Origin of the sequence: Cloacibacterium caeni, from assembly GCF_907163125.1 — a bacterium.
GTDB classification, from domain to species: domain Bacteria; phylum Bacteroidota; class Bacteroidia; order Flavobacteriales; family Weeksellaceae; genus Cloacibacterium; species Cloacibacterium caeni_B.
The window spans coordinates 1,944,780-1,968,661 of the sequence record NZ_OU015319.1 but is presented as its reverse complement, the minus strand read 5'-3'; the positions used below and the strand labels follow the sequence as shown (position 1 = coordinate 1,968,661).

Annotated in this window: 24 protein-coding genes; 12 read left to right on the top strand and 12 right to left on the bottom strand. The window is 33.1% G+C overall.

Annotated elements, in window-relative coordinates; all coding sequences use genetic code 11:
* Positions 1-44: 44 nt before the first annotated feature.
* Positions 45-2,297: a TonB-dependent siderophore receptor gene (locus KKQ79_RS09085; RefSeq protein WP_213189840.1), complete on the bottom strand. Its 2,253-nt coding sequence runs from the start codon at positions 2,295-2,297 to the stop codon at positions 45-47.
* A 212-nt stretch (positions 2,298-2,509) separates the two neighbouring features.
* Between KKQ79_RS09085 and lnt the strand changes: the two genes are divergently transcribed.
* From lnt to ftsY, 5 genes are all read left to right on the top strand, one after another.
* On the top strand, positions 2,510-4,135 hold the full coding sequence (lnt, locus tag KKQ79_RS09080) for an apolipoprotein N-acyltransferase (protein WP_213189839.1): 1,626 nt from the start codon (positions 2,510-2,512) through the stop codon (positions 4,133-4,135).
* Between the two features lie 130 nt (positions 4,136-4,265).
* Entirely contained in the window at positions 4,266-4,502 is a 237-nt protein-coding gene (gene rpmB, locus KKQ79_RS09075; protein WP_069797241.1) for a 50S ribosomal protein L28, read from the top strand.
* 6 nt (positions 4,503-4,508) lie between these two features.
* Complete coding sequence (gene rpmG / locus KKQ79_RS09070) at positions 4,509-4,691, top strand: 50S ribosomal protein L33 (RefSeq protein WP_039341297.1); 183 nt, start codon at positions 4,509-4,511, stop codon at positions 4,689-4,691.
* 19 nt (positions 4,692-4,710) lie between these two features.
* Complete coding sequence (locus tag KKQ79_RS09065; protein WP_069797240.1) at positions 4,711-4,863, top strand: DUF4295 domain-containing protein; 153 nt, start codon at positions 4,711-4,713, stop codon at positions 4,861-4,863.
* A 188-nt stretch (positions 4,864-5,051) separates the two neighbouring features.
* Positions 5,052-6,008, top strand: a complete 957-nt coding sequence (gene ftsY, locus KKQ79_RS09060) for a signal recognition particle-docking protein FtsY (RefSeq protein WP_213189838.1) — start codon at positions 5,052-5,054, stop codon at positions 6,006-6,008.
* An 83-nt stretch (positions 6,009-6,091) separates the two neighbouring features.
* Here ftsY and sppA read toward each other — a convergent pair whose 3' ends face one another.
* Positions 6,092-7,843 carry a signal peptide peptidase SppA gene (gene sppA, locus KKQ79_RS09055; protein ID WP_213189837.1) on the bottom strand — a complete coding sequence of 584 codons (1,752 nt, stop codon included), beginning with the start codon at positions 7,841-7,843 and terminating at the stop codon, positions 6,092-6,094.
* A 32-nt stretch (positions 7,844-7,875) separates the two neighbouring features.
* Here sppA and folK point away from each other — a divergent pair, with 32 nt between their 5' ends.
* From folK to fmt, 4 genes are all read left to right on the top strand, one after another.
* Positions 7,876-8,301, top strand: a complete 426-nt coding sequence (gene folK, locus KKQ79_RS09050; RefSeq protein WP_213189836.1) for a 2-amino-4-hydroxy-6-hydroxymethyldihydropteridine diphosphokinase — start codon at positions 7,876-7,878, stop codon at positions 8,299-8,301.
* Positions 8,302-8,453: 152 nt separating this feature from the next.
* Entirely contained in the window at positions 8,454-9,527 is a 1,074-nt protein-coding gene (locus KKQ79_RS09045) for an OmpA family protein (protein ID WP_347813935.1), read from the top strand.
* Positions 9,528-9,608: 81 nt separating this feature from the next.
* Positions 9,609-11,510 carry a RecQ family ATP-dependent DNA helicase gene (locus tag KKQ79_RS09040; protein WP_213189835.1) on the top strand — a complete coding sequence of 634 codons (1,902 nt, stop codon included), beginning with the start codon at positions 9,609-9,611 and terminating at the stop codon, positions 11,508-11,510.
* Between the two features lie 80 nt (positions 11,511-11,590).
* Positions 11,591-12,538: a methionyl-tRNA formyltransferase gene (gene fmt / locus KKQ79_RS09035; RefSeq protein ID WP_213189834.1), complete on the top strand. Its 948-nt coding sequence runs from the start codon at positions 11,591-11,593 to the stop codon at positions 12,536-12,538.
* Positions 12,539-12,576: 38 nt separating this feature from the next.
* On the opposite strand, the gene ribB is transcribed toward fmt, so the two are convergent.
* From ribB to KKQ79_RS09015, 4 genes are all read right to left on the bottom strand, one after another.
* Entirely contained in the window at positions 12,577-13,698 is a 1,122-nt protein-coding gene (gene ribB / locus KKQ79_RS09030) for a 3,4-dihydroxy-2-butanone-4-phosphate synthase (RefSeq protein WP_213189833.1), read from the bottom strand.
* Positions 13,699-13,790: 92 nt separating this feature from the next.
* A complete protein-coding gene (gene murB, locus KKQ79_RS09025; RefSeq protein WP_213189832.1) occupies positions 13,791-14,810 on the bottom strand; it encodes a UDP-N-acetylmuramate dehydrogenase in 1,020 nt (339 codons plus the stop codon).
* A gap of 111 nt (positions 14,811-14,921) precedes the next feature.
* Positions 14,922-15,440: a DUF2199 domain-containing protein gene (locus KKQ79_RS09020; RefSeq protein WP_213189831.1), complete on the bottom strand. Its 519-nt coding sequence runs from the start codon at positions 15,438-15,440 to the stop codon at positions 14,922-14,924.
* 59 nt (positions 15,441-15,499) lie between these two features.
* Positions 15,500-16,693: a pyridoxal phosphate-dependent aminotransferase gene (locus tag KKQ79_RS09015; RefSeq protein ID WP_213189830.1), complete on the bottom strand. Its 1,194-nt coding sequence runs from the start codon at positions 16,691-16,693 to the stop codon at positions 15,500-15,502.
* Between the two features lie 104 nt (positions 16,694-16,797).
* On the opposite strand from KKQ79_RS09015, the gene KKQ79_RS09010 reads away from it, so the two are divergent.
* A complete protein-coding gene (locus KKQ79_RS09010; protein WP_213189829.1) occupies positions 16,798-17,256 on the top strand; it encodes a DUF1801 domain-containing protein in 459 nt (152 codons plus the stop codon).
* Positions 17,257-17,287: 31 nt separating this feature from the next.
* Here the strand turns inward: KKQ79_RS09010 and murA are convergent, their stop codons facing one another.
* From murA to KKQ79_RS08990, 4 genes are read right to left on the bottom strand one after another with little or no spacing between them, the layout of a single operon-like run.
* Entirely contained in the window at positions 17,288-18,601 is a 1,314-nt protein-coding gene (gene murA / locus KKQ79_RS09005) for a UDP-N-acetylglucosamine 1-carboxyvinyltransferase (RefSeq protein WP_069797228.1), read from the bottom strand.
* A complete protein-coding gene (locus tag KKQ79_RS09000) occupies positions 18,601-19,227 on the bottom strand; it encodes a DUF4290 domain-containing protein (protein ID WP_104794412.1) in 627 nt (208 codons plus the stop codon). The genes murA and KKQ79_RS09000 overlap by 1 nt, the downstream gene beginning before the upstream one ends.
* 46 nt (positions 19,228-19,273) lie before the next feature.
* A complete protein-coding gene (locus KKQ79_RS08995; protein WP_213189828.1) occupies positions 19,274-19,678 on the bottom strand; it encodes a thiol-disulfide oxidoreductase DCC family protein in 405 nt (134 codons plus the stop codon).
* 1 nt (position 19,679) lies between these two features.
* Entirely contained in the window at positions 19,680-20,171 is a 492-nt protein-coding gene (locus KKQ79_RS08990) for a heme-binding domain-containing protein (RefSeq protein WP_213189827.1), read from the bottom strand.
* Between the two features lie 252 nt (positions 20,172-20,423).
* Here KKQ79_RS08990 and der point away from each other — a divergent pair, with 252 nt between their 5' ends.
* Together der and upp are read left to right on the top strand one after the other, a co-directional pair.
* On the top strand, positions 20,424-21,731 hold the full coding sequence (gene der, locus KKQ79_RS08985) for a ribosome biogenesis GTPase Der (protein ID WP_069799639.1): 1,308 nt from the start codon (positions 20,424-20,426) through the stop codon (positions 21,729-21,731).
* 135 nt (positions 21,732-21,866) lie between these two features.
* Complete coding sequence (gene upp, locus KKQ79_RS08980) at positions 21,867-22,517, top strand: uracil phosphoribosyltransferase (RefSeq protein WP_213189826.1); 651 nt, start codon at positions 21,867-21,869, stop codon at positions 22,515-22,517.
* Between the two features lie 3 nt (positions 22,518-22,520).
* On the opposite strand, the gene KKQ79_RS08975 is transcribed toward upp, so the two are convergent.
* Together KKQ79_RS08975 and KKQ79_RS08970 are read right to left on the bottom strand one after the other, a co-directional pair.
* Entirely contained in the window at positions 22,521-23,171 is a 651-nt protein-coding gene (locus KKQ79_RS08975) for a ComF family protein (protein WP_213189825.1), read from the bottom strand.
* 150 nt (positions 23,172-23,321) lie between these two features.
* Positions 23,322-23,771 carry a DUF4442 domain-containing protein gene (locus tag KKQ79_RS08970; protein ID WP_213189824.1) on the bottom strand — a complete coding sequence of 150 codons (450 nt, stop codon included), beginning with the start codon at positions 23,769-23,771 and terminating at the stop codon, positions 23,322-23,324.
* Positions 23,772-23,882 lie beyond the last annotated feature (111 nt).

Sequence of the window (23,882 nt, the reverse complement as noted above, 5' to 3'; positions counted from 1 at the left end):
GGAAAACGAGTTCTCCACTTTTTGATTAAATTTGATATGATAGGTTAAAACTTATAATTAAATGTTAAGTAAAAGTTTCTTGGAGTAATAGGATTTACAGAGTAATTTTCGTGCACATTGTAATCTACCACATCGAAAATGTTTCCTAATCTTCCTTGAATATTAAATTTCTTAAATTGGTAACCAATAGTGAAATCTACAGTAGTGAAATCTCCAATTTCATACATTCTGTTGGTTTTTTGGTTTCCGTTAGAATCTTTTAAATTATTCCAACCAGCCAATCTTTCTCCGGTGTAGAATGCGGTGAATCCTAATTTTAATCCTTTTACATATTTTGGTAAGGTATAGAAGATAGAAGCGTTCGCAGTATTTGCAGGTGTTCTTACCAATCTTTCTCCTTCTACGAAACTTCCGTCAGAGTCTGGTGTATCCGTGTAAACCATATTGTTATATGCGTAACCAGCGTTAATTGAAAGATTTGGGGTAGGATTTCCTGTAATATCTAATTCTATACCGCGGCTTCTGGTAGCTCCCGTCATTTCTTTTATGTTAGTATCACCATTTATGTTTCCATTTTTATCAAAAGCAGCTGTTTGTGCTAAGTTGCTGTTTTCAATTTGATAAGCAGTAATATTAAACGCTAAAGTGTTTTTCCATAAATTTTTCTTTAAACCAATTTCATATTGGTCAATCAAAGAAGAAGGCAATGGTAAATTGTTAATATCTCTACCAGAGTTAGGATTGAAAGAGTTGCTATAACTTGCAAATGTGCTGAAGCTATCATCAATCTGATATACTAATCCTACTCTTGGAGAAAATGCACTTTCTTTAGGATTTCCTGAACTTGCTTTATATGTTTTAGTGTTATTCAAATAGTTTTCTACAATGGTACTCTTATTTTCTAAATACGACCATCTTAAACCAGCTAGAACTTTGAATTTATCTGTAATGGAAATTAAATCTTGAGCATAAATACCAACTCTTCTTGTAGGAATTCTGTTAAGGTCTTTTTGTCTTGAATTAAGCATTTCTCCAGATTTCCAAGTGTTTTCGTCTGATAAAAGAATGTTTCCATTGCTGGTATTTCCATTGGTTCCATAAACAAAGTTATTTCCAGCATCTGCGAAAGTACCATCTTGTTTTTGCAATTGATAAGAATAAGTGTCTGCTTGTAAATAATCAGCGTCTGCACCAACTAAAAGTTTGTGGTTTAATTTTCCTGTGTTGAATTGACCATTTAAATTAAACTGAAGGCTTCCGTACTTTTGTTCCTGAAGTTGTTTGTTTAAAGTTCTCTTCCAAACGTAATCTCCATTGGTTTGCAAATTCCACTGAATTCTTTCAGTTCCGTAAAAATCCCTGGTATAATCTTGGAAAAATGCAACCGTATTAAAATTCCAATTAGAATTAATTTCGTGGTTTAATGTTACTGTAGAAGTAAGCATTTCATTGGTTTGATATTGCCAAGTTGCACCAGGGAATTTATTGATTCCAAGAAGTGTGTTGAGTTTTGATTCATTAGTGGTTGTGTTTAATACTAATCCGCCTAAACCAAAATCTGGAGTGAAGTGATGTTTAAGATAATCTGCTTCTATGATAATTTGTGTTTTTTCTGAAATGTTGTAAAGAAAACTTGGATTGAAATAATGCTTTTCTGATTGTACAATATCTCTGAAACTTTCTTTATTTTCATAGCTTCCGTTTACTCTAAAAGCTGAATTTTTGGTCAATCCGCCATAAATGTCAATGGTAGGTTTTATATTGTTCCAACTTCCGTAATTTAAAGCGATATTTCCACCGAAGTTAAAAAGAGGTTTTTTGGTCACCATGTTAACAATTCCACCAGGAGCTACGTTTCCATAAAGAATGGCAGCACTACCTTTCAGGACTTCTACACGTTCTAGACCAGAAACTTCTGGGAAAATACCAGAGTTTACTCTGCTTCCGTTTTTGTAAATATTTTCATTGCCAAAAGTGTAACCTCTAGCTCCAAAACTGTCTTGAGAAGCACCTCTCGCAGATGTAATATAAACACCGTTTACATTTTTTACTACATCCGAAAGTTGTTGTGCTTGTTGCTGTTCTATAACTTCATGAGTTACGATGGCAATCGCTTGTGGAGTTTCCATTACATCTAGTTGAGATTTTATAGTAGAAACTCTAGCGTTATTAGGATTTCCTGTCTTGTGAAGCTTTACATCTTCTATGGTTCTGGTATATAAACTGTCTTTTTTTTGTTGAGCATTTGCAGTAATTGATGCTGCAACTAATAAAAGGGGAAGTATTTGATTTCTCATTTAAGTTTATTTAGAATGATTAAAAATAACCCTGCAAAAATAAAAATGTAAGTTTAAATCACAAAATTTATTTAGAATAATTTTAAATAAGAATAAAAATATTTTAATAGGCTTTGATTTTCAGTTATTTATAAAATATGACTTTTGTCATGTTTCTCTTTTTTACCCCATGTAAAAACCTTAAATTTGCCCTTCACCAATAGGTTTTACTTATGAAATACATTTTTCTATCATTAATATCAGCACTATTATTGTCTATTTCTTGGCCTACTTACGGAATTCCGTTTTTTATATTTTTTGCTTTCGTTCCCTTATTATTAATGGAGCAAGAAATTTCTAAATTTTCAAAAATCAATAAAAAAGGATGGGTGGTTTTTGGTTTGACTTATCTTGCTTTTTTCATTTGGAATGTTGTCACTACAGGTTGGTTGTATCATGCTAAAAATCCAGACGGAAATAACTCTCTTTTGGCAGTTGCAATTCCTGTTATAGTCAATTCTTTATTGATGAGTTTGGTTTTTCAACTGTATTATTGGTATAAGAAAGTAAGAGGAACTTATTTTGGGCTAGTATTTTTTGTAGCAATTTGGTTAAGTTTCGAAAGGTTTCATCTCAATTGGGAATTTACTTGGCCTTGGCTTAATCTAGGAAATTCGTTTTCAGAATATCCTCAATTGATTCAGTGGTACGACACGATTGGCGCAACTGGCGGTAGTTTTTGGATTTTGCTGATTAATGTATTTGCTTTTTATACTTTGAGAATTTGGCAAGCAGGAAGAATAAGAAAAGATTTGGTGAAGAATATTTCTATTTTAACAGTGATTATAGTTCTGCCTCTTCTGATTTCTATTTATAAATACAATTCTTATCAAGAAAAACCAATAGGAGAAGTAACTACGCTTTTGCTTCAGCCAAAATTAGATCCTTATACCGAAAAATACAGTAAAGATTCTTTACAAATATTAGGAGAACTTTTAAGTTTAGCCGAAGAAAATTCTAAAACAAAAGTAGATTTTTTCATTGCGCCCGAAACTGCATTTCCTGGGAACGGAAGTTTGAACGAAAATGGTTTTAATAAAAGTACTTCTATCGCAATTGCCAAAGATTTTTTGGGAAAACACCCACAATCTATATTTTTAACAGGAGCTTCCACGCATAAATTTTTGTTTGACGAAGCGGATACTGAGGATTATTCTACAAAAATTCAAGAAGGAGTTTGGGTAAATTCTTATAATTCTGCATTGCAAATTATTCCAAATCAAGAAGTGGAGGTTTATCACAAAGCGAAATTGGTTCCTGGAGTTGAAATTTTCCCTTACATTAGATATCTGAAGCCTATTTTGGGAGATGCGATGCTGGATTTCGGAGGTGCAAATTCATCTCTTGGAATTGATAAGGAAAGAAAAGTTTTCAGCAATACATTTAACAAGGCTAAAATGGCTCCTATTATCTGTTATGAAAGTATTTATGGAGAATACGTAACCGATTATGTCAAAAATGGTGCAAATCTTTTAGCGATTATGACCAATGATTCTTGGTGGGATAATACGGAAGGTCACAAGCAATTGCTTTCTTATGCTAGACTGAGAGCCATAGAGACCAGAAGAGAGATTGTACGTGCTGCCAATAGCGGAATTTCTGCGCATATTAATGCAAGAGGAGATATTCTACAAGACACCTTTTATGACGATAGAACAGCGCTATTGGTAAAGGCTAATTTGCTCGAAGAAAAATCTATTTACACAAAAATAGGTGATTTAATCTCAAGAATTGCTATATTTGTGCTCGGATTTTTAATTATTTACCACTTCGGAGAAAGAATAGCTTCTAAAAAATAATTTATCAAAATTTAGATTACGTTTTTTTGAAAAAATTACAAATTTATTTGTTTGAAAATTTGTGAGTTCAAAAAAATATCTATAATTTTGCACACTCAAAATACATAGTAGTAAAAAAGAACATCGAGATATGTCAAGAATTTGCCAAATAACAGGTAAGCGTGCAATGGTAGGAAACAACGTTTCTCACGCAAATAACAAAACGAAAAGACGTTTTGAAATTAATTTATTAGAGAAGACATTTTATCTTCCAGAGCAAGAAAAAAGCGTAACATTAAGAGTTTCTGCTCATGGTTTGAGAGTTATCAATAAAATTGGTATCGAGGAGGCGATTGAAAGAGCAACAAGAAACGGATTTTTAAAATAATAAGAAATGGCTAAGAAAGGAAATAGAGTTCAAGTAATTCTTGAGTGCACAGAGCACAAAGAAACAGGTGTGGCTGGAATGTCTAGATACATCACCACAAAAAATAAAAAGAACACTACGGAAAGATTAGAGCTTAAAAAGTACAATCCGGTTCTTAAGAAATATACAGTTCACAAAGAAATCAAGTAATCTTTAAAAATATTAAAAGATGGCAAAGAAAGTTGTTGCAACGCTTCAATCAGGTCAGTCTAAAAAAATGACCAAAGTTGTGAAAATGGTAAAGTCTCCTAAGACTGGAGCTTACGTTTTCGAAGAAAAAGTAATGAATGCAGACGATGTAGAAGCTTATTTGAAAAAATAATTCTACGTCTTGTATAAACATATAAAACTACTCAATTTTTTGGGTAGTTTTTTTGTTATCTTTGTGAATCTAAAATTTTAAAAACAATTTTAACGATTTGGTTTAGAAATCTCAAATCTCAAATGCGGAGCATTCACGAACTCCAAAATTATAATAAAAAATTCGTGAGTAAATCTCAAATCTAATATATGAGTTGGTTTAAAAATATATTTAAAAAAGAGGAAAAAGAATCTTTAGACAAAGGTTTAGAAAAATCAAGTCAAGGTTTTTTTGATAAAATTTCTAGAGCTGTAATCGGAAAATCTAAAGTAGATGATGAGGTTCTAGATGAGCTAGAAGAAGTGCTTATTGCTTCTGATGTAGGTGTAAATACTACTGTAAAAATCATCGAAAGGATAGAAGCGCGAGTAGAAAGAGATAAATATGTAAACACGTCTGAATTGGATAAAATTCTTCGTGAGGAAATTTCTGCTTTGCTTTTAGAAAATCCACATTCTCAAACCAAAAATATAGACGAAACCAAAAAGCCATACGTAATTATGGTAGTTGGAGTAAATGGAGTAGGAAAAACCACTACAATTGGTAAACTAGCTAATCAATTTAAATCTCAAGGTTTGAAAGTGGTTTTAGGAGCTGGAGATACATTTAGAGCTGCAGCTGTAGACCAATTGGTGATTTGGAGTGAAAGAGTAGGCGTTCCTATTGTAAAGCAAAATATGGGTTCTGATCCTGCTTCTGTAGCTTTTGATACAGTTCAAAGTGCTGTAGCACAAAATGCAGATGTAGTCATCATTGATACTGCAGGAAGATTGCACAATAAAATCAACTTGATGAATGAGCTTTCTAAGATTAAACGTGTTATGCAGAAGGTTTTACCAGAAGCGCCACACGAAGTTTTATTGGTTTTAGATGGTTCTACTGGTCAAAACGCTTTTGAGCAGGCAAAACAATTTACGGCAGCTACAGAAGTTACCGCTCTTGCGGTGACAAAGCTAGATGGAACTGCGAAAGGAGGTGTAGTCATTGGAATTTCAGACCAATTTCAGATTCCTGTAAAATACATTGGAGTAGGCGAAAAAATGGAAGATTTGCAATTATTTAATGGTGAAGAATTTGTAGATTCTTTCTTTAAGAGGAGATCATAAGAGATTTTTTATAAAAAATTAAAATCGCCGTTTCAAAAATTTTGAAACGGCGATTTCGTTTTAATATGGATGGAAATGTTTTGCTATTTAATCGTAATCTGATAAGGTAGTGCCATTTGTACTCCATTATTCAGTTTCGGATTGGTGATTTTTTGGAAGAGTTCATAGTTTTCTTTTCCTACTTTTTTAGAAATTACTCTTGCTGCGATTTCATCTTCCTCAGTTTGTTTGAAGAATTCTTCTAGCGGACTAGATTTTCTAGGATAACTATCTAGTGAATAGTCTTTCAATTTTGCTTTGGTAGCAGCGTAATTAATTGCTTGTTGAAGCGAGCCTAACTCATCTACCAAGCCTAATTGCTTTGCTCTGGTTCCGCTCCAAACTCTACCACCGCCAATTGCATCAATCTGTTCAAAAGATTTTTTTCTGTTTTGAGTTACAAAATATACAAATCTTTTATAAGTGCTCTCCACGCTTCTGGTTAAAATAGGAATAGTTCCAGGAGCTGCTCCTGAAAGTGGCGAATAAACTTGCGAATTCGCATTAGTGGAAACAATGTCAGAGCGAATTCCGTTTCTATTGGCTAAATCTTTAAAATTCATAATCATGCCAAAAACGCCGATAGAACCCGTTAAAGTATTAGGTGAAGAATAGATTTTATCAGCAGCCATGGAGATATAATAACCACCAGAAGCTGCATAATCACCAAAAGAAACCACTAGAGGTTTTTTAAGTTTAAGTTGTTGTAATTCAAATAAGATTTCGTCTGAAGCATTTCCGCTTCCACCAGGTGAATTTACGCGTAAAACCACTGCTTTTATGTCATCATCTTCTGCTAAATCTTTGATGTATTTTACATATTTTTCAGAGTGAATATTTTGATATTCATCACCATTGAAAATTTCTCCAGCAGCATAAAGAACAGCAATTTTGTTGTCACTACTTTCCTCTTCATCTAAGGCATTAATGTATTTATTTACAGAAATTCTGTTGATTTTTTCGTCTGACTTTAGCTTAAGTTGTTTTTTAATTAGGTTTTCGTATTCTGATTTCTGTAAGATTTGGTCTGCCAATTTATTTTTCACGACTAATTCTGGCATAAAACCGTATAAACTGTCTACTGCGGTTTTGAAAGTAGCATCATCTAATTTTCTAGAAGCTTTAATTTTAGTAGATATATTTCCCCAAATGTCATTAAGAAGTGTAGAAAGTTGCTCTTTGTTTTCTGGTGAAATATCATTTCTGATAAATGGTTCTACTGCAGCTTTGAATTTTCCGTGTCTGATGACATCTACGCCAATTCCATATTTTGCTGCAAAATCTTTTAAGAATGTTACTTCTGTAGACAATCCTTTTAATTCCACCATTCCCACAGGATTTAGATATAGTTTATCTGCAACAGAAGCAAGATAATATGAACCTTGAGACATATTATTGCCATAAGCATACACAAACTTTCCTGACTTTTTAAAATCTTCGATGGCAGTTCTTATATCATCAATTTGAGTGATTCCTGCAGGTAAATTGTCAACTTCTATGCTAATACCTTTGATTTTTTCATCTTTTTTTGCATTGTTAATGGCATTTACTACGTCTAGAAGGAGTACGTCTTTGTTTTGCCCAAAATCGAAAATGCTTTCTTCTTTTTCGGTGTAAGAGTCTAGAATGTTTCCTTTGAAATTAATAGTAAGAACCGAGTTGTTTTCTACAAAAGGCTTTTGGTCGCCACTCATAGCACTTACTACGAAAATCATGATCATTATTCCTAACAAAACGGCTCCGATTAAAAGAATGGCTACTATATTTGCAAATACATTTTTTATAAAATCTTTCATAATAATTTTTGAAAACTTAATTATTCAATAATATGTCGTTACATTATGTGGTTTTGTTACTCGGTAGCAATTTAGGAAATACCAAGTCTAATTTAAACCGAGCGATTGCAAAAATAGAAAATTGCTTGGGAAATATCATAAAATCATCAGAAATGATAGAAACTCAACCAGTAGAGTTTGAAAGTTCTAATGTTTTTAGGAATATGGCATTAGTTTTAGTTACTTCACATTCTCCATGCGAATTGTTAAAGAAGATAAAAATAATTGAAAAAGATATGGGACGCAATTATGATTCTATGGTTTTAGGGAAATACAAAGATAGAATTATAGATATAGATATTGTAACTTTTAATGGTATAATTTATGATTCTAAGAAGTTGAAAATTCCTCATACAAAGCATTTATTAGAAAGAGAGTTTTCTAGAAAAATATTAGAAAGCTTAAATGTGGAGAAATAAAATAAAAAAAAGCAAAAAAAATATTATTTACATCAAAAAAAATAATAATTTTGATATATTATTCTCAAAAAGAGAAAATGAAAAGCTCAAGTTATTTTTAATAGTTTTCTATGGGTTGAAATCTTTACTTTAAATTTTCTAAAAAAACATTTATGAAATTAAAATTAGTCTTTATAGCTCTAATTGGAGTTCTTCCCATTGCTTTTTTTGGACAGCAGAAGGAAGAGAGTTCTAAGCAGCCTATAGAAAATAAAGAAAAGAAATTTAATGAGTGGGGAATATCCGCAGGATTTGGAGTTCCAGTAATGCATTCAGCAGATTTAAATTCTTTTAATAAAGGAAAAAATTTATTTGGTTATTCTGCATATTTAAGCATAGATAAAGCGATTACACACGCATTTGGTCTTAATTTGCAATATGATTTGGGAGAAACTAACCAAGGTCTATCAAAGATTAATGAAGGCTCAACTGCTAATTCTGTTGGAGCAAAAACAAAATATCAAACCATCAGTTTAATTGGAGATATTAATTTATCAAATTTGTTAAGAAAAATTGACAGTGATTTACCATTTAGATGGGCATTACACGGTTATGCAGGATTTGGAACTATTGCTTATAAAACATACAGACAGGACGAAGGTTCTACTTCTGCACCATTAATCACTGATAAGGATTTTTCAATGAAATCATTATTTGGACAAGCTGGAGCAGGTCTTAAATTTAAAGTTAATAGAAGAATAGATATTGAAGGAAGAGTAATGTATATAATTACTGGAGATGATTCTTTTGATGGAGGAGGTAATTATTTGGGGAATGCAGATTTAGGATACAACGGTTATGATAGTCCTATAAATTCTAGAGATAACCAGACGTCTGATAATTATTTCAATGCTACATTAGGAATTTCTTTAAAGTTAGGAAAGCATCAATCTCATTTGATGTGGCATGATCCACTACAAGAAATGTATTATAAATTAGATGTTCTAGATAACAAGAATGTGGACGTAGAGGTTTGTAAAAAAGGAGATGCAGATAATGATGGAATTTGTGATGATTGGGATAGACAACTAGACACTCCTGTTGGTGCAAGAGTAGATGGAGCGGGTGTAGCTTTAGATACAGATTTAGATGGAGTCATTGATTTACATGATAAGTGTGTAACTGTTCCAGGTCCAGTAGAAAATCAAGGTTGTCCAGTTAGTCCAATAACACCACCAGTTAAATAATTTTTAAAATCAATACTAAAAGCTGCGTTTATCGCAGCTTTTTTTATACAAAATTTTAAACTAAATTCTTAAATTTACCAAATGCAATCTTCTCATCATTTAGCTGAACTCACACAGAAAACCCTTTCTCATTTTTGGGGATATCAAGATTTCAGGGATTCACAACAAGACATCATTCATGCGGTTATTGCAGGTAAAGATACCATTGCACTTTTACCAACTGGTGGTGGTAAATCTCTTTGTTATCAACTTCCAGCTTTGGTTTTAGAAGGCACTTGTTTGGTGATTTCTCCACTTTTGGCTTTAATGAAAGACCAAGTTCAGCAGTTGAAATTAAGAGGGATAGAAGCAGAGTATTTAAGTTCGGAATTAGATGAATTACAACAAGAAGAAATTTATGGGAGGTGTATTGAAGGAATTACCAAATTGCTTTATATTTCTCCAGAAAGGCTTCAGAATCGTCAGTTTTTAGAAAGAATAGAAGAAATTCAGATTTCTTTTATTGCAGTAGACGAAGCACACTGTATTTCTGAATGGGGACAAGATTTCAGACCGAGTTATCAAAATATTAAAAATTTTAGAACACTTTTTAAAAACGTTCCTTGCCTTGCGCTAACAGCTACTGCGACTCCAAAAGTTTTAGAAGACATTAAACTAAAATTAGGATTTACTCAATATCAAATTTTTAGAAAAAGTTTTAAAAGAGAAAATATCAGCATTTTTAATGATGAAGTAGCAGATAAATACCAGAGAGTTTTAGATTTGCTAAAACACAACCAAAATTCAGGGATTATTTACACCAGAACCAGAAAAGAAGCAGAAAATTTAACAGAATTTTTGCAAAAAAATAAACTCAAAAATGTAGATTTTTTTCACGCAGGACTCTCTGTGAAAGAAAAACATCAGAAGCAAGAAAAATGGCTCAAAAGCAACCAGAATGTATTGATTTCTACCAACGCTTTTGGGATGGGAATTGATAAAGAAAACGTGAGATTTGTTATTCATCTTTCACCAGCACCATCCTTAGAAAACTACTATCAGGAAATCGGAAGAGCTGGTAGAGATGGCGAGAAAAGTTATGCTTTTTTACTTTGGAATGAGCAGGAATTACTGAATTTAGATGATGTTTTTTATAATCAAACTCCTTCTAAATCAGAGTTTTTGAAAGTAATTTCTTATCTGTATTCTACTTTCATGATTGCCGAAAATGAATTGCCTGAAAATATTTTTGAACTGAACATTTCTAAAATTCAAAACTTTACTAAAATCTCTCAAGCCAAGATTAGAAATGTACTTAATTTTCTGCATAATCAAGAGTTAATTTATCTCAATACCTCTAAAAATTTATCTACTTTAGAATTGAAATTTGAGGTAAGTGATTTAGAAAATTTGCAGAGAAAAGATAGCTATTTTATAGAATTATTGCTCAGATGTGTTGATGGTTTGTCTACGCACAGAGTTCAGTTTAGCGAATCAAATACATGTAAAAAATTAGGAGTTGGCGCGCAAGAACTCAAAGAAAGGCTGAAAGAAATTCACCAAAAAGGATACCTAGATTATCTAGACGGAAGTTTAGATTCTATCAAATTTTTGAAACCTAGAGAAGACAGAACTTTTTCTGGGAAATGGTGGAATCTTTTTGAACAAATTCAGAAAAATAAATTACAGAAATGGGAAGAAATGAAATTTTACACCAGAAATCATGATTGCTGTAAAATGAAACTTATTCTTACTTATTTCGGGGAAAAAGAGGCGAAAAACTGCGGAAATTGCTATGTTTGCACCGCCAAAAATCCTAAAACCAATGCCATTAGTGCAGAAAGACAAATTCTAGATATTCTACAGCAAAAACCAGCTACTTTAGATGATTTGAATGCAATTTTGTTAGAATATTCCAGAGAAAAAATTCAAGAAGTGCTTATCTTTTTGCTTGATTTAGGAAAAATTAGAATGTTAGATTTTAGAACGTATACTATACGATAATAAGTTTCGCTCCATAGGAGCGAAAGGTTTGTAGAAATTTTTTAAAAAAAGAGAAAAGCTCCGTAGTAGCGATACAAAATATGAAAAATTTAAAAGTTGTTTTTTTCGGGACGCCAGATTTTGCGGCTAAATCTTTAGAAGCGATTCATCAGTCTCATCACGAAATTGTAGGAGTGGTTACCGTTGCAGATAAACCTTCAGGTCGTGGACAAAAACTTACTGAATCTCCTGTTAAAAAATATGCCTTAGAAAATGATTTGCCAGTTTTTCAACCAGAAAAATTGAGAAATCCAGAATTTTTGGAAGAAATGAGAAAATTAGAGGCAGATGTTTTCGTAGTGGTTGCCTTTAGAATGATGCCAAAAGTATTATTTGAAATGCCTAAATTGGGAACTTTCAATCTTCACGCAAGTTTATTACCAGATTATAGAGGTGCAGCTCCAATCAATTTTGCGATTATTAACGGCGAAGAAAAAACGGGCGCTACTACTTTCTTTATCAATGAAAAAATAGATGAAGGAAACATTCTTTTGCAAGAAGAATTGCCTATTTCACCAGATGAAAATGCAGGAAGTTTACATGATAGATTGATGGGAATGGGCGCAAAACTGGTAGTGAAAACATTAGATGGTTTAGCCGAAAATTCAATCATAGAACAACCGCAACCACAAGTTGCAGAGCCAAAAAATGCTTTCAAAATTTTCAAAGAAGATACGAGAATTCATTGGAATCAAGAAACGGTTAAGGTTCACAATTTCATTAGAGGAATGTCGCCTTATCCTTGTGCTTTCACCACTTTAAACATCGGTGAAGAAACTAAAGGTTTGAAGATTTATGCAGGAACTTTTGAAGTTTCAGAGCATCAGAAAACGGTTGGAACTTTAGAAATTTCTAAAAATATTTTTAGAATTTATACCAAAGATGGCTTTTATCAGCCAACAGAAGTTCAGTTAGAAGGAAAAAAACGAATGAATGTGAAAGATTTCTTAAACGGATTTCACAGTTTTGATGATATAAAAATAGCGTAGAAATTTCTACGCTATTTTCGATTAATATTTTTAAGATTTTACATCTGTACCATTTCGGTAATTTCTACACCATAACCAGCAACAAGAGGTTTCTGATTAGGATTTTGAGTAATTACTCTGAATTTAGTAATACCTAATTTTTTAAGAATTTGAGTTCCAATTCCGTATTCTATGAAATTAGCAGTAAGCGTAGGTCTTGCAACTTGTCCGTCTTGATAATTCAGGAATTGTTGTAATTTTCTCATCGTGAGTTCTGCATTAGATACATTATTGATGAAAATAAGCGCTCCTTTTCCTTCCGCATTAATCATATTGGTTACTTTTTCCAGTTGAGGATTTTCACCGTTAATCAATCTGCTTAAAACATCAAAATAAGCGCTAGAAGACTGAACTCTTACCAAAACAGGCTCATCTATTTCCCAATTTCCTTTGGTTAATGCAAAGTGAATTTGGTCTGTATGTTTTTCTTGGAAAGCATGAAAATCAAACTCACCGAAAGCCGTTTTTACTCTTCTAGACTCTATTTCGTTTACCAAATCACCTTTTTTCAATTGGTAATTGATTAAATCTTCAATTGAAATGATTTTAAGGTCTAATTTTTTAGCCAAAACCACCAATTCTGGTAATCTCGCCATGGTTCCATCTTCGTTCATAATTTCGCAGATGACACCACCTTCTTTCAATCCAGCTAATTTGGTTAAATCAATTGCAGCTTCTGTATGACCGGCTCTTTTTAGAACGCCACCCGTTTTTGCACGAAGCGGAAAAATGTGACCAGGTCTCATAAAATCTGTCGGCTTGGTTTTTTCATCCATCAAAGCAAGGATAGTTTTTGCTCTATCACTAGCCGAAATACCTGTAGAAACACCGTCACCTAGTAAATCGATAGAAACCGTAAAAGCAGTTTCTTTCGGGTCTGTACTTCTAGAAACCATGGCTTCAAGACCTAGTTCGTCACATCTTTTTTCAGGAAGTGGAGTACAAATAAGACCACGACCATGAATGGTCATGAAATTGATGATTTCTGGAGTAGTAAGTTCGGCAGCAGAAAGAAAATCGCCTTCATTTTCACGGTTTTCATCATCTACTACGATGATCACTTTACCATTTTTAAGGTCTTCTATTGCTTCAGGAATTGTATTGAGTTTAATTTCAGACATTTTTACTTTTAATTTTGCGCAAATATAAGCATTAGTGATTAGTTTTCTGAGATTCAATGTGACGAATTAATCAATTGATTTTATTGATAATTCTATAAAATATTCACTTCTCTTTCGAGTTCTATTACGTATTTTTCTTTTACAGAGTCAATAATTTGGGTAGAGAAATCATAAATTTCTTTTCCTGATGCGTTTCCAGTGGCGTTAATAATAACTAAGGCTTGTAATTTATGAGAAGCTACATTTCCTAATTGTTTGCCTTTCCAGCCTGCATTTTCTATGAGCCAACCCGCAGGAACTTTTACCCAATCACCATTTGCATATCCTTGAATTTCAGGAAATTTTTCCTTTAAATTTTCAAATTGAGCTAAAGGGATGCTTGGATTTTTGAAGAAACTTCCAGCGTTTCCAATTTCGGCAGGATTTGGCAATTTACTTTGTCTGATATTGATAACCGCTTTAGAAACCTCTTGAATAGTAGGATTTTCAATTCCTAAATTTTTTAATTCTGTAGAAATTGCTCCATATTCTGTTTTGATGTGATGGTTTTGGGTAGTTAGTTTAAACGTGACTTCTACAATTACATATTTTCCTTTGGCAGAAGTTTTAAAGATAGAATCTCTGTAACCGAATTTGCAATCTCCCAATGATAATTCCTCAATTTCTGAAGTTTCTAAATTTAGAGCTTTGCAAGAAACGAAATGGTCTTTGATTTCAGTTCCATAAGCGCCAATATTCTGAATAGGACAAGTTCCCACATTTCCCGGAATGAGCGAAAGATTTTCTAATCCGCCATAATTTTTAGAAAGCGTGTAGAGTACAAATTCATGCCAGTTTTCTCCCGCTTTTGCAGAAACGAGCACGTGATTTTCGTCTAAAATTTCTTCGGAAATGCCTTTTAAATTTAGTTTAATGACTAAGCCATCAAAATCTTGGGTGAAGAGCAAATTGCTGCCGCCACCTAAAAAAAGGATTTTAAAATGATTGATTTTGGCAAATTCTGTGGCATATTTTAGCTCGTGTAAATCATGTACTTCGGCAAAATAATGCGCTTTTGCTTCTACACCAAAAGTATTGTAATTCTTTAAAGAGATATTTTCTTGAATTTTCATTTTTTTTCAAAAGTCTTTTTGACCGCAAAGTATTTGCGAAGCCTTCAATTTCTAATTTTTACAAATTTACTGAAAATAAGTTAGGAGAAATATTTACTATAGCAATAAAACTTACTCTGTCAATTTTGAAAGCATTTCATGTATTCTTTTTTCGGCTTCATCTTTTGTAATTCCATTATAGTAATCACTTACAAACGGATGTTCAAAATCTGAGTGTGGGAAAATTTCAGGACGCTCATTTCCTAATTTTGTAACTACAGTTGTAGGAATACTTTCTTGAAAGTTATAATCAGGTATGTTATTATTTAGCCAGCCAAAGTATTGTGTTTGATGATTTTCATTATTATAGTTCAAAAAATAATCATTATAGCTACTTTCACTCAAAGAAACCCAAAGTCCATATTCTAAAGTAATCTGAGAATTGATGATTTTTTGTTTTAAAACTACTCTAATAAACCTATCTGTTTGGTTTGGGTATTCAATTTTACAAAAATCAGAATCCAAATATGCGTTGTATTTTATCTTTTCATCGTCAGAAAGCCAATAATAAGAGTCTGGACTTGGATATGCTAAAGCAGGATAATCATTGTGAATTTCACCACAAATTCCACATTTATATTCTTGATTCATGTTAAGTTTTTTTCAAATTTAAAAATAAAAAAACGAACCGAAGTTCGTTTTTTAAAATTTTATTTTTTGTAATGCTCTAAAGCGATTTTGATTAATTCTACGCTTCTTCGCAAGTCTTCTTCTTTTAGAACGTAAGCAATTCTTACTTGCTTTTTCCCAAGTTCTGGAACCGAATAAAAACCTGAAGCTGGTGCTATCATTACGGTTTCGCCATTGTCAGAAAAATGTTCGAGCAACCATTGTGCAAAATCATCTGCATCTTCTACTGGTAATTCTGCTACACAGTAAAAAGCACCTTTTGGAGTTGGGCATTTCACACCCGGAATTTCGTTTAATAATTCTACCAAAAGATTTCTACGTTTGGTATATTCTTCGCGAACCGATTGAATGTACTCTGCATCATTATCATGAGCTGCAGTTGCTAAAATCTGACCAATAAGCACTGGAGAAAGTCTTGCTTGTGCAAATTTCATGGCAGCATCATGAAGCGTTTTAGAACGAGTAACTAAACAACCAATTCTTACGCCACACATAGAATAACGCTTAGATTCTGAATCGATGATGATAGAATGTTCAGCAATTTCTGGAAATTCTAGCATAGAAACTTGCTTCTCACCATCATAAACATATTCTCTGTATACTTCGTCTGAAATGATAACGATATCATGTTTCAAAGCAATTTCTGCTAATTTTTGTAATTCTTCTCTGGTATAAAGATAACCAGTAGGATTTCCCGGGTTACAAACGATAATTGCTCTGGTTTTATCTGTAATTTTCTTCTCAAATTCTTCAATAGAAGGTAGAGCAAAACCAGTATCAATAGTAGAAGGAACGGCTACCACTTTTACGCCAATAGCATTGGTAAATCCGTTATAATTTGCATAATAAGGTTCTGGAATAATGATTTCGTCTCCGTCATCACACAATACAGAAAGTGCAAAATTTAGTGCTTCAGAACCACCATTGGTTACAATGAAATTATCCGTAGTTAAATCGGTAAAACCAAGAGAGTGGTAGTATTTTTCTAATTGTTTTCTATACTCTAAATTTCCTTCAGAAAGAGCATATTCTAGAACTTTTAAATCGATATTTTTCAGTGCATCAAGAGCGGTTTTTGGTGTTTCGATGTCTGGTTGACCAATGTTCAGGTGATACACTTTTGTGCCTTTTGCTTTAGCAGCAATTGCATAAGGAACTAACTTTCTAATTGGTGAAGCAGGCATTCTTCCTGCTCTTACTGATGTTTTTGGCATATCTGAAATTTTGTAGCACAAAAGTAATGAAATTTTTTGATGAAGTAGTGGTATCTTGAAGAGGTAATGTATTGATTTATTTTTAAATTTGATAAAAATTGAAAATGAAAATAGAAGCCCAATCTGTTCAAGAATATTTAGAAAATCTTCCCGAAGAGCGAAAAGAACCCATAGAAAAATTAAGAAAAATTATTTCTGAAAATTTACCCAATGGTTTCGAAGAACAGTTGAGCTATGGAATGATTGGTTACGTAGTTCCGAAAAGTATTTATCCTAAAGGTTATCATTGTACTCCAGAATTGCCTTTGCCATTTCTTAGTATAGCTTCGCAGAAAAATTCTATTAATCTTTATCACATGGGAATTTATGCAGACGAAAAACTTCTGCATTGGTTTCAAGAAGAGTTTCCGAAATATTCTAAAAAGAAACTAGACATGGGGAAATCTTGTATGCGTTTTAAAAAACCTGAAGATATTCCTTATGAATTGATTGGTGAATTGGCTCGGAAAATGACTCCACAAGATTGGATTGAAAAGTATGAAAAAACTTTTGTGAAGAAATAAAAAACGCAACTTGAAAAAGTTGCGGTTTGTTTTATAATTGAATTCTTTCGATATCTGCTCCTAGAGCTTTTAGTCTTCCATCGATGTTTTCATAACCTCTGTCAATTTGTTCAATGTTATGAATAATTGATTTTCCTTCTGCAGAAAGTGCCGCGATAAGAAGTGCGTTCCCTGCTCTAATATCAGGCGAAGTCATATTGGTTCCACGCAATGGGAATTCATGATTAAGACCTACTACAGTTGCTCTGTGAGGATCACACAGAATAATCTGAGCGCCCATATCAATTAATTTATCTACAAAGAATAATCTCGATTCAAACATTTTTTGGTGAATCAAAACAGTTCCTTTGGCTTGAGTAGCCACTACCAAAACGATAGATAATAAATCTGGTGTAAATCCTGGCCAGGGTGCGTCTGAAACCGTCAAAATAGAACCGTCTATAAATTTTTGAATTTTATAGTGTTCTTGTTCTGGAATATAGATGTCATCACCGCTTTGTTCCAATTGAATTCCTAATTTTCTGAAAACATTCGGAATAATTCCTAATTGGTTCCAATGTACATTTTTGATGGTCATTTCAGAACGTGTCATTGCTGCAAGACCAATCCAAGAACCAATTTCTACCATATCTGGTAGCATGGTATGCTCTGTTCCATGAAGATGAGAAACGCCTTCGATGGTTAATAAGTTAGAGCCAATTCCTTCAATTTTTGCGCCCATTCTATTGAGCATTCTGCATAATTGTTGAAGGTAAGGTTCGCACGCTGCATTGTAGATTCTGGTTTTTCCTTTGGCTAAAACTGCAGCCATAATAATATTAGCAGTTCCTGTTACAGAAGCTTCTTCTAATAAAATAAATTTGCCACGAAGTTCTTTAGCCTTTAAAGTATAGAAATATTCCGTTTCGTCATAATGAAATTCTGCGCCGAGTTCTACAAATCCTTGAAAGTGAGTATCTAATCTTCTTCTTCCAATTTTGTCACCACCCGGAGTTGGCATATATGCTTCGCCAAATCTAGCAAGCATAGGTCCAAGAATCATAATAGAACCACGTAATTTGGCTCCATCTTTTTTAAATTCTTTAGATTTTATGTAATCAAAGTTAACTTGGTCTGCTTTGAAAGTATAATCACCGTGCGCATTTTTAGTAATCTTCACCCCGAAATCTCCCAGAATTTCGATAAGACGGTTTACGTCATGAATATCTGGAATATTTTTAATTCTCACTTCTTCGTCAGTTAAAAGCACTGCACAAAGAATTTGCAACGCTTCATTTTTTGCACCTTGTGGTGTGATTTCGCCGTGTAATTTTTTTCCTCCTCTTATTTGAAATGCTTCACTCATTATCTTTTTCGGTTTTTATTATGGTTGTTGAAACGTTTTTTAGGGTTGTTTTTTTGGTTTTTATTCTTGTTGGTAGAGTAATAAATTCTGCTTTTTTCGAGAGAATCTATACTGGTAAGGTCTAATCTGTTTTCTGATAGTTCCTTTAAGTGACGGAAGATTACCTCATCTTGTACATGTTCTTTGTTGTACACATTATAAGATTTCTTCATGTTATTGGCAATCACCTCTATCAAAGCTTCTTTTTCTTCTCCATCTTCTAGTTCTATGGCTTTGTCTATCAATTGAAGGATGCTTTTGCCGTAGAATTTATAATCTCCCTGAAGTTTTGGGTACTCCATTTTATTGGGTTTCTGTGCTAATTCTTCTCTGGTAGGGAAAGGATAGGGAGCATCTACATCTAAGTCATACTCTGCTAATATAAAAAGATGATCCCAAAGTTTATGTTTATAATTTTCCTCGTCACGAAGGTGCGGATTTCTCTGCCCCATGAAATCTACAATTGCGGCAGCCATTTCGTTGCGTTCTTCTTTGGTAGGAAGTTCCTTGCAACGTTCTACGAGCTGCTGAATATTTCGACCATATTCTGGTAAATGGAGACGAGTTCTTTGTGTATTGTATTCCATAATTGCAAAGATAGTGATTAGAATGATAAAGCACTAATTTCGGTAATTAGTCTATGAATTTTTTCTGTTGTTCAGGAGTGAGTATTGCGCAAGAATTCTTTATCAATCGATGGCGATTTCTTGCAATAAAATCATAAACCCCATCTCTCAAAAATCTAGGAATGATTCTAAAAATTGATGCTAATGAATATATTCCGCCTAATTTTTCGGCAATGGTGATGGCTGCATTAGATTTGTTGAGATAATATTTTTCTGGCTTCCAGAGATAAATAGTGTTGAGATTTTCTTGTTCTAAACCTCTTTGTTTTAGAAATTCATGTCCAAATTTTCCTTGTAATGAAGCAAATTGGAATTGGTCTTTGGAGTCGTTTTTTAAAATCCAATGTACCCAAAAATTGCAGAAACCACAGTCTCCGTCGTAAAAGAGGTAAAATTTATTTTGGTCTATCAAATTATTCTTCCTTAATTTTTAGTTGTTCATCTGTTAGATTGTTCATCATGGCAGTTACTTCTTTGATAGAAATGAAATACGCCTGTAGTTTTTGTTTCTGTTCAGGAGTAAGTTTTGCATCTTGATGAATGAGAAGGTAAGATTCTAATGGCATTTTGCCTTCCTCTATTTCGTGGGCAGATTTTTTGAGTTTTTTGGCTTGTCTTAATGGTTCGTAAGTGGCAAATGTAGAGAAATTAAGTTCTTTTCTTCCTTCTTCTATGTGGTCTTTTACCAACCAACCGAATGGCTGAATATTGGTGTACCAAGGATATACAGATTCGTTTGAGTGGCAATCATAGCAGCTTGTTTTGATGAGTTGAGCTACGTCTTCAGGTGTTTTTTTAATGGTTAAAAAATCCATGTTTTTGTCTACTGGTGGATTGGTTTTATCAATTTGAAAAAATTGTAATAACGCAAAAGCCAGAACTAAAAGAAAAAATAGTTTTTTCATGATAGGTTTTTATTTGATGTGTGAAGTTACAAAATATATTCATATTTTTCTAAGTTGTCATCCTTTTAGTCAAATTTTATGAATTTCATATCATAAAAATATTTCTTCATAAGAATTGAAAATCATGACCTTATTCAATAAATAAATTTAAAATCTTATCTTTGCAAAAATTTTAAGGCTCCCAAAGTGGGAGATACCTATTAATAACTTAATCCTATTTTATAATTTTTAGGGATTATTAATACAATTTTTATGAGTAATATCGTTGCAATCGTTGGTCGTCCCAACGTAGGAAAATCCACATTATTTAATCGTTTATTAGAAAGAAGAGAAGCCATCGTAGATTCTACGGCTGGTGTAACAAGAGACCGTCATTACGGTAAATCTGACTGGAATGGAGTAGACTTTACGGTAATAGATACTGGTGGTTATGATGTAGGTAGTGATGATATCTTCGAAGAAGAAATCCGTAAACAAGTTCAGTTGGCAGTAGATGAAGCCACTTCTATCATTTTTATGGTAAACGTAGAAGAAGGACTCCAAGATATAGACCACGAAATCTATAATCTTTTAAGAAAAGCCAATAAACCTCTATATTTAGTGGTAAACAAAGTAGATTCTGCTAAAGAAATGCTTGCTGCTACAGAATTTTATCAGTTAGGAGTAGAAAAATATTATACGCTTTCTTCTGCTACAGGTTCTGGAACGGGTGAATTATTAGATGACTTGGTTGCAGATTTCCCAACTACAGAATACAAAGATCCTTTCGAAGGTTTACCTAAAATTACCATTGCAGGAAGACCAAACGTGGGAAAATCTACGCTTACCAATGCACTTTTGGATGATAACAGAAACATTGTTACAGATATCGCAGGTACAACTAGAGATTCCATCGAAACGTTATATAATAAATTCGGACACGAATTTGTGTTGGTAGATACTGCCGGAATGCGTAGAAAATCTAAAGTTTCTGAAGACTTAGAATTCTATTCAGTAATGCGCTCTATTAGAGCCATTGAGCATTCTGATGTGGTGATTATCATGGTAGATGCTACTTTAGGTTGGGAATCTCAGGATATGAATATCTTTTCTTTGGCTCAAAAAAATAGAAAAGGAATCGTAATTGTAGTGAATAAGTGGGATTTGGTAGAAAAAGAAACCAATACCATGAGAGATTTTGAAAATAAAATCAAAGAAAAAATCGCTCAGTTTAATGACGTTCCTATTCTTTTTGTTTCTGCATTAACGAAACAAAGAATCTTAAAAGCGGTAGAAACTGCCATGATGGTTTATGAAAATCGTAAGAAAAGAATCAAAACTTCTAAGCTTAACGAAATTTTATTGCCTATTATTGAGCAAACTCCACCTCCTGCAATCAAAGGAAAATATGTGAAAATTAAATATATTACCCAATTGCCAACTCCAGTTCCGCAATTTGCGTTTTTCTGTAATCTACCACAATATGTGAAAGAACCATACAGAAGATTCATCGAAAACCAATTGCGTAAGCAATTTGATTTTACAGGAGTTCCTATTGATGTTTATTTCAGACAAAAATAAATGATTAAGCCCTTTTAGAATGCTCTATTCTGAAAGGGTTTTTAATTAAAATCGAATTGATGTTCAAAATCATTTTAAACAGACAAAAAATATCAATAAATTTGTAAAATATTCAATTAAACAAATCTGCACAACATGGTTACCGTATTATCAGAAAATTTCTCATTAGTCAATTCTTGGATCAACGAACTAAGAAACGTAGAAACCCAAACCAATAGAGCCAATTTCCGTAAAAGTATGGAAAGAATCGGCGAAATTGCAGCTTTTGAAATTTCTAAAGGTTTAGAATTCAAAGAAATAGAAATTTCTACTCCATTAGACAAAATTATGGTGAAAGAAATTGCAGTTCAACCTGTAATTACGACTATTTTGAGAGCAGGAGTTCCTCTTTTTGAAGGAATTCTTAATTATTTTGACAAAGCAGACTGTGGTTTCGTAGCTGCTTACAGAAAACACGATGCCAATGATTATTTCTCCATAAAACAAGATTATCTTACTTGTCCTAGTGTTGACGGAAGACCATTAATCGTTGCAGATCCCATGTTAGCAACAGGCGCAAGTTTAATAGAAGCGCTGAAAGATTTATTAAACCACGGAACACCTTCTCAATTGCACATTGTAGCCGTTATTGCAAGTAAACAAGGTGTAGAAACACTTTCCAATGCATTTCCAGATGCGCATATTTGGGTAGGAGCCATCGATGAAAATCTTACGTCAAAAGGTTATATTTCTCCGGGATTAGGAGATGCTGGAGATTTGTCTTACGGACAAAAATTACAGAGATAATCACTACGAATCAAAAGCCATCACCAAAACACTCACTTCATTTCTTGGATTTTTTAAAATTTCCCAAGCGATGGCGCTTATCGTATTTCCCGTGGTGAAAACATCGTCTATTAACAAAACATGTTTTCCAGAAATTTCTTCAGTGAGCGAGAAATCATATTTAGTTTCGGCGCGGTGAGATTTGTCTTTTTGGGCTTGTGCTTTTTGGTAAGAATTTCTTTTGAGCGCTTCTTTATGATGAGGAATTTCCCAATTTTTAGATAGAATATCGGCAAAAAGATGCAACTGATTATAACCTCGTTTTTTTAATTTTTTAGGATGAAGTGGAACCGTAATTAAAAAATCTGGTTTTTCTGAAAGGTAAATTCTTTCCAAAGTCCATTCAGCCATGATTTTTCCAACTTTTTCCTGAGAACGATATTTGAGTTGGTGAATAATTTTCTGGCTCAATGCTTCTTCTTGAAATTCCATCACAGCATAAGCATTTTTCACGGGAAATAAAAGCTTACATCTCTGTTTCAGAGGATTTTCTTCGTAGAAATTAAAATGAGAAAACTTAATTTGAGGGAAACATACATGGCAAACCAGTTCGTCTTTTGAAATGATGGTATTACAATGTAGACATCTGTTCGGGAACAGTAAATCCAGCAGCATAGAAAATGGTTTTTAGTTTTAGAAGACTAAAATAGTGAAAAATAATAAACCAACCCGCTTTTTATGAGTGATTTTGATGATGTTTTCTCGCAGATTTGGCTGATTATGCTGATTTTATTTGCTAAATCTGCTTTATCAGCGAGGGTTTCTCTAGTTTTTCACTTTAAAACTCCAGGTAAAAGCAAATTTAGAAACCAAATCGCCTTTTTGGTCTTTACCTTCAGAAAATAGGGTTAATGTTTGACCTTCTCCAGTTTCGATGGCTTTTTGTAAAACGGCATCCAGTTCTTTTCCTTGATGACAAGAAAAAGTAACTCTACCCACTGCTTTTTTGGTAAATTCGGCTTGGTTATGAACCACCAACATGGAGATTTTTTTGCCAGATTTTCTAATTTTTTCAGCACAAAGGAAACCCGTAGAAAATTCTGCAGCCATTCCTTGAACTGCCCAAAACATAGAATTGAAAGGGTTTTGGTTTAGCCAACCGAATTTTACTTTGGTGATGCAGATTTCATCATTCATTTCTTTTAGACGCACTCCTGCAATCCAAGAAATTGGGATTTTTAAAAACAGAAACAGGTGTAGTTGGAATTTGTTCATGTCACAAATCTAAAAATTTTAATCTTTGAAAAAAGAAAATTTACTATTCTTAAAATACAAAAAACCGCAGAAACGACTTCTGCGGTTTTTTATTCACTATTGACTTGCGAA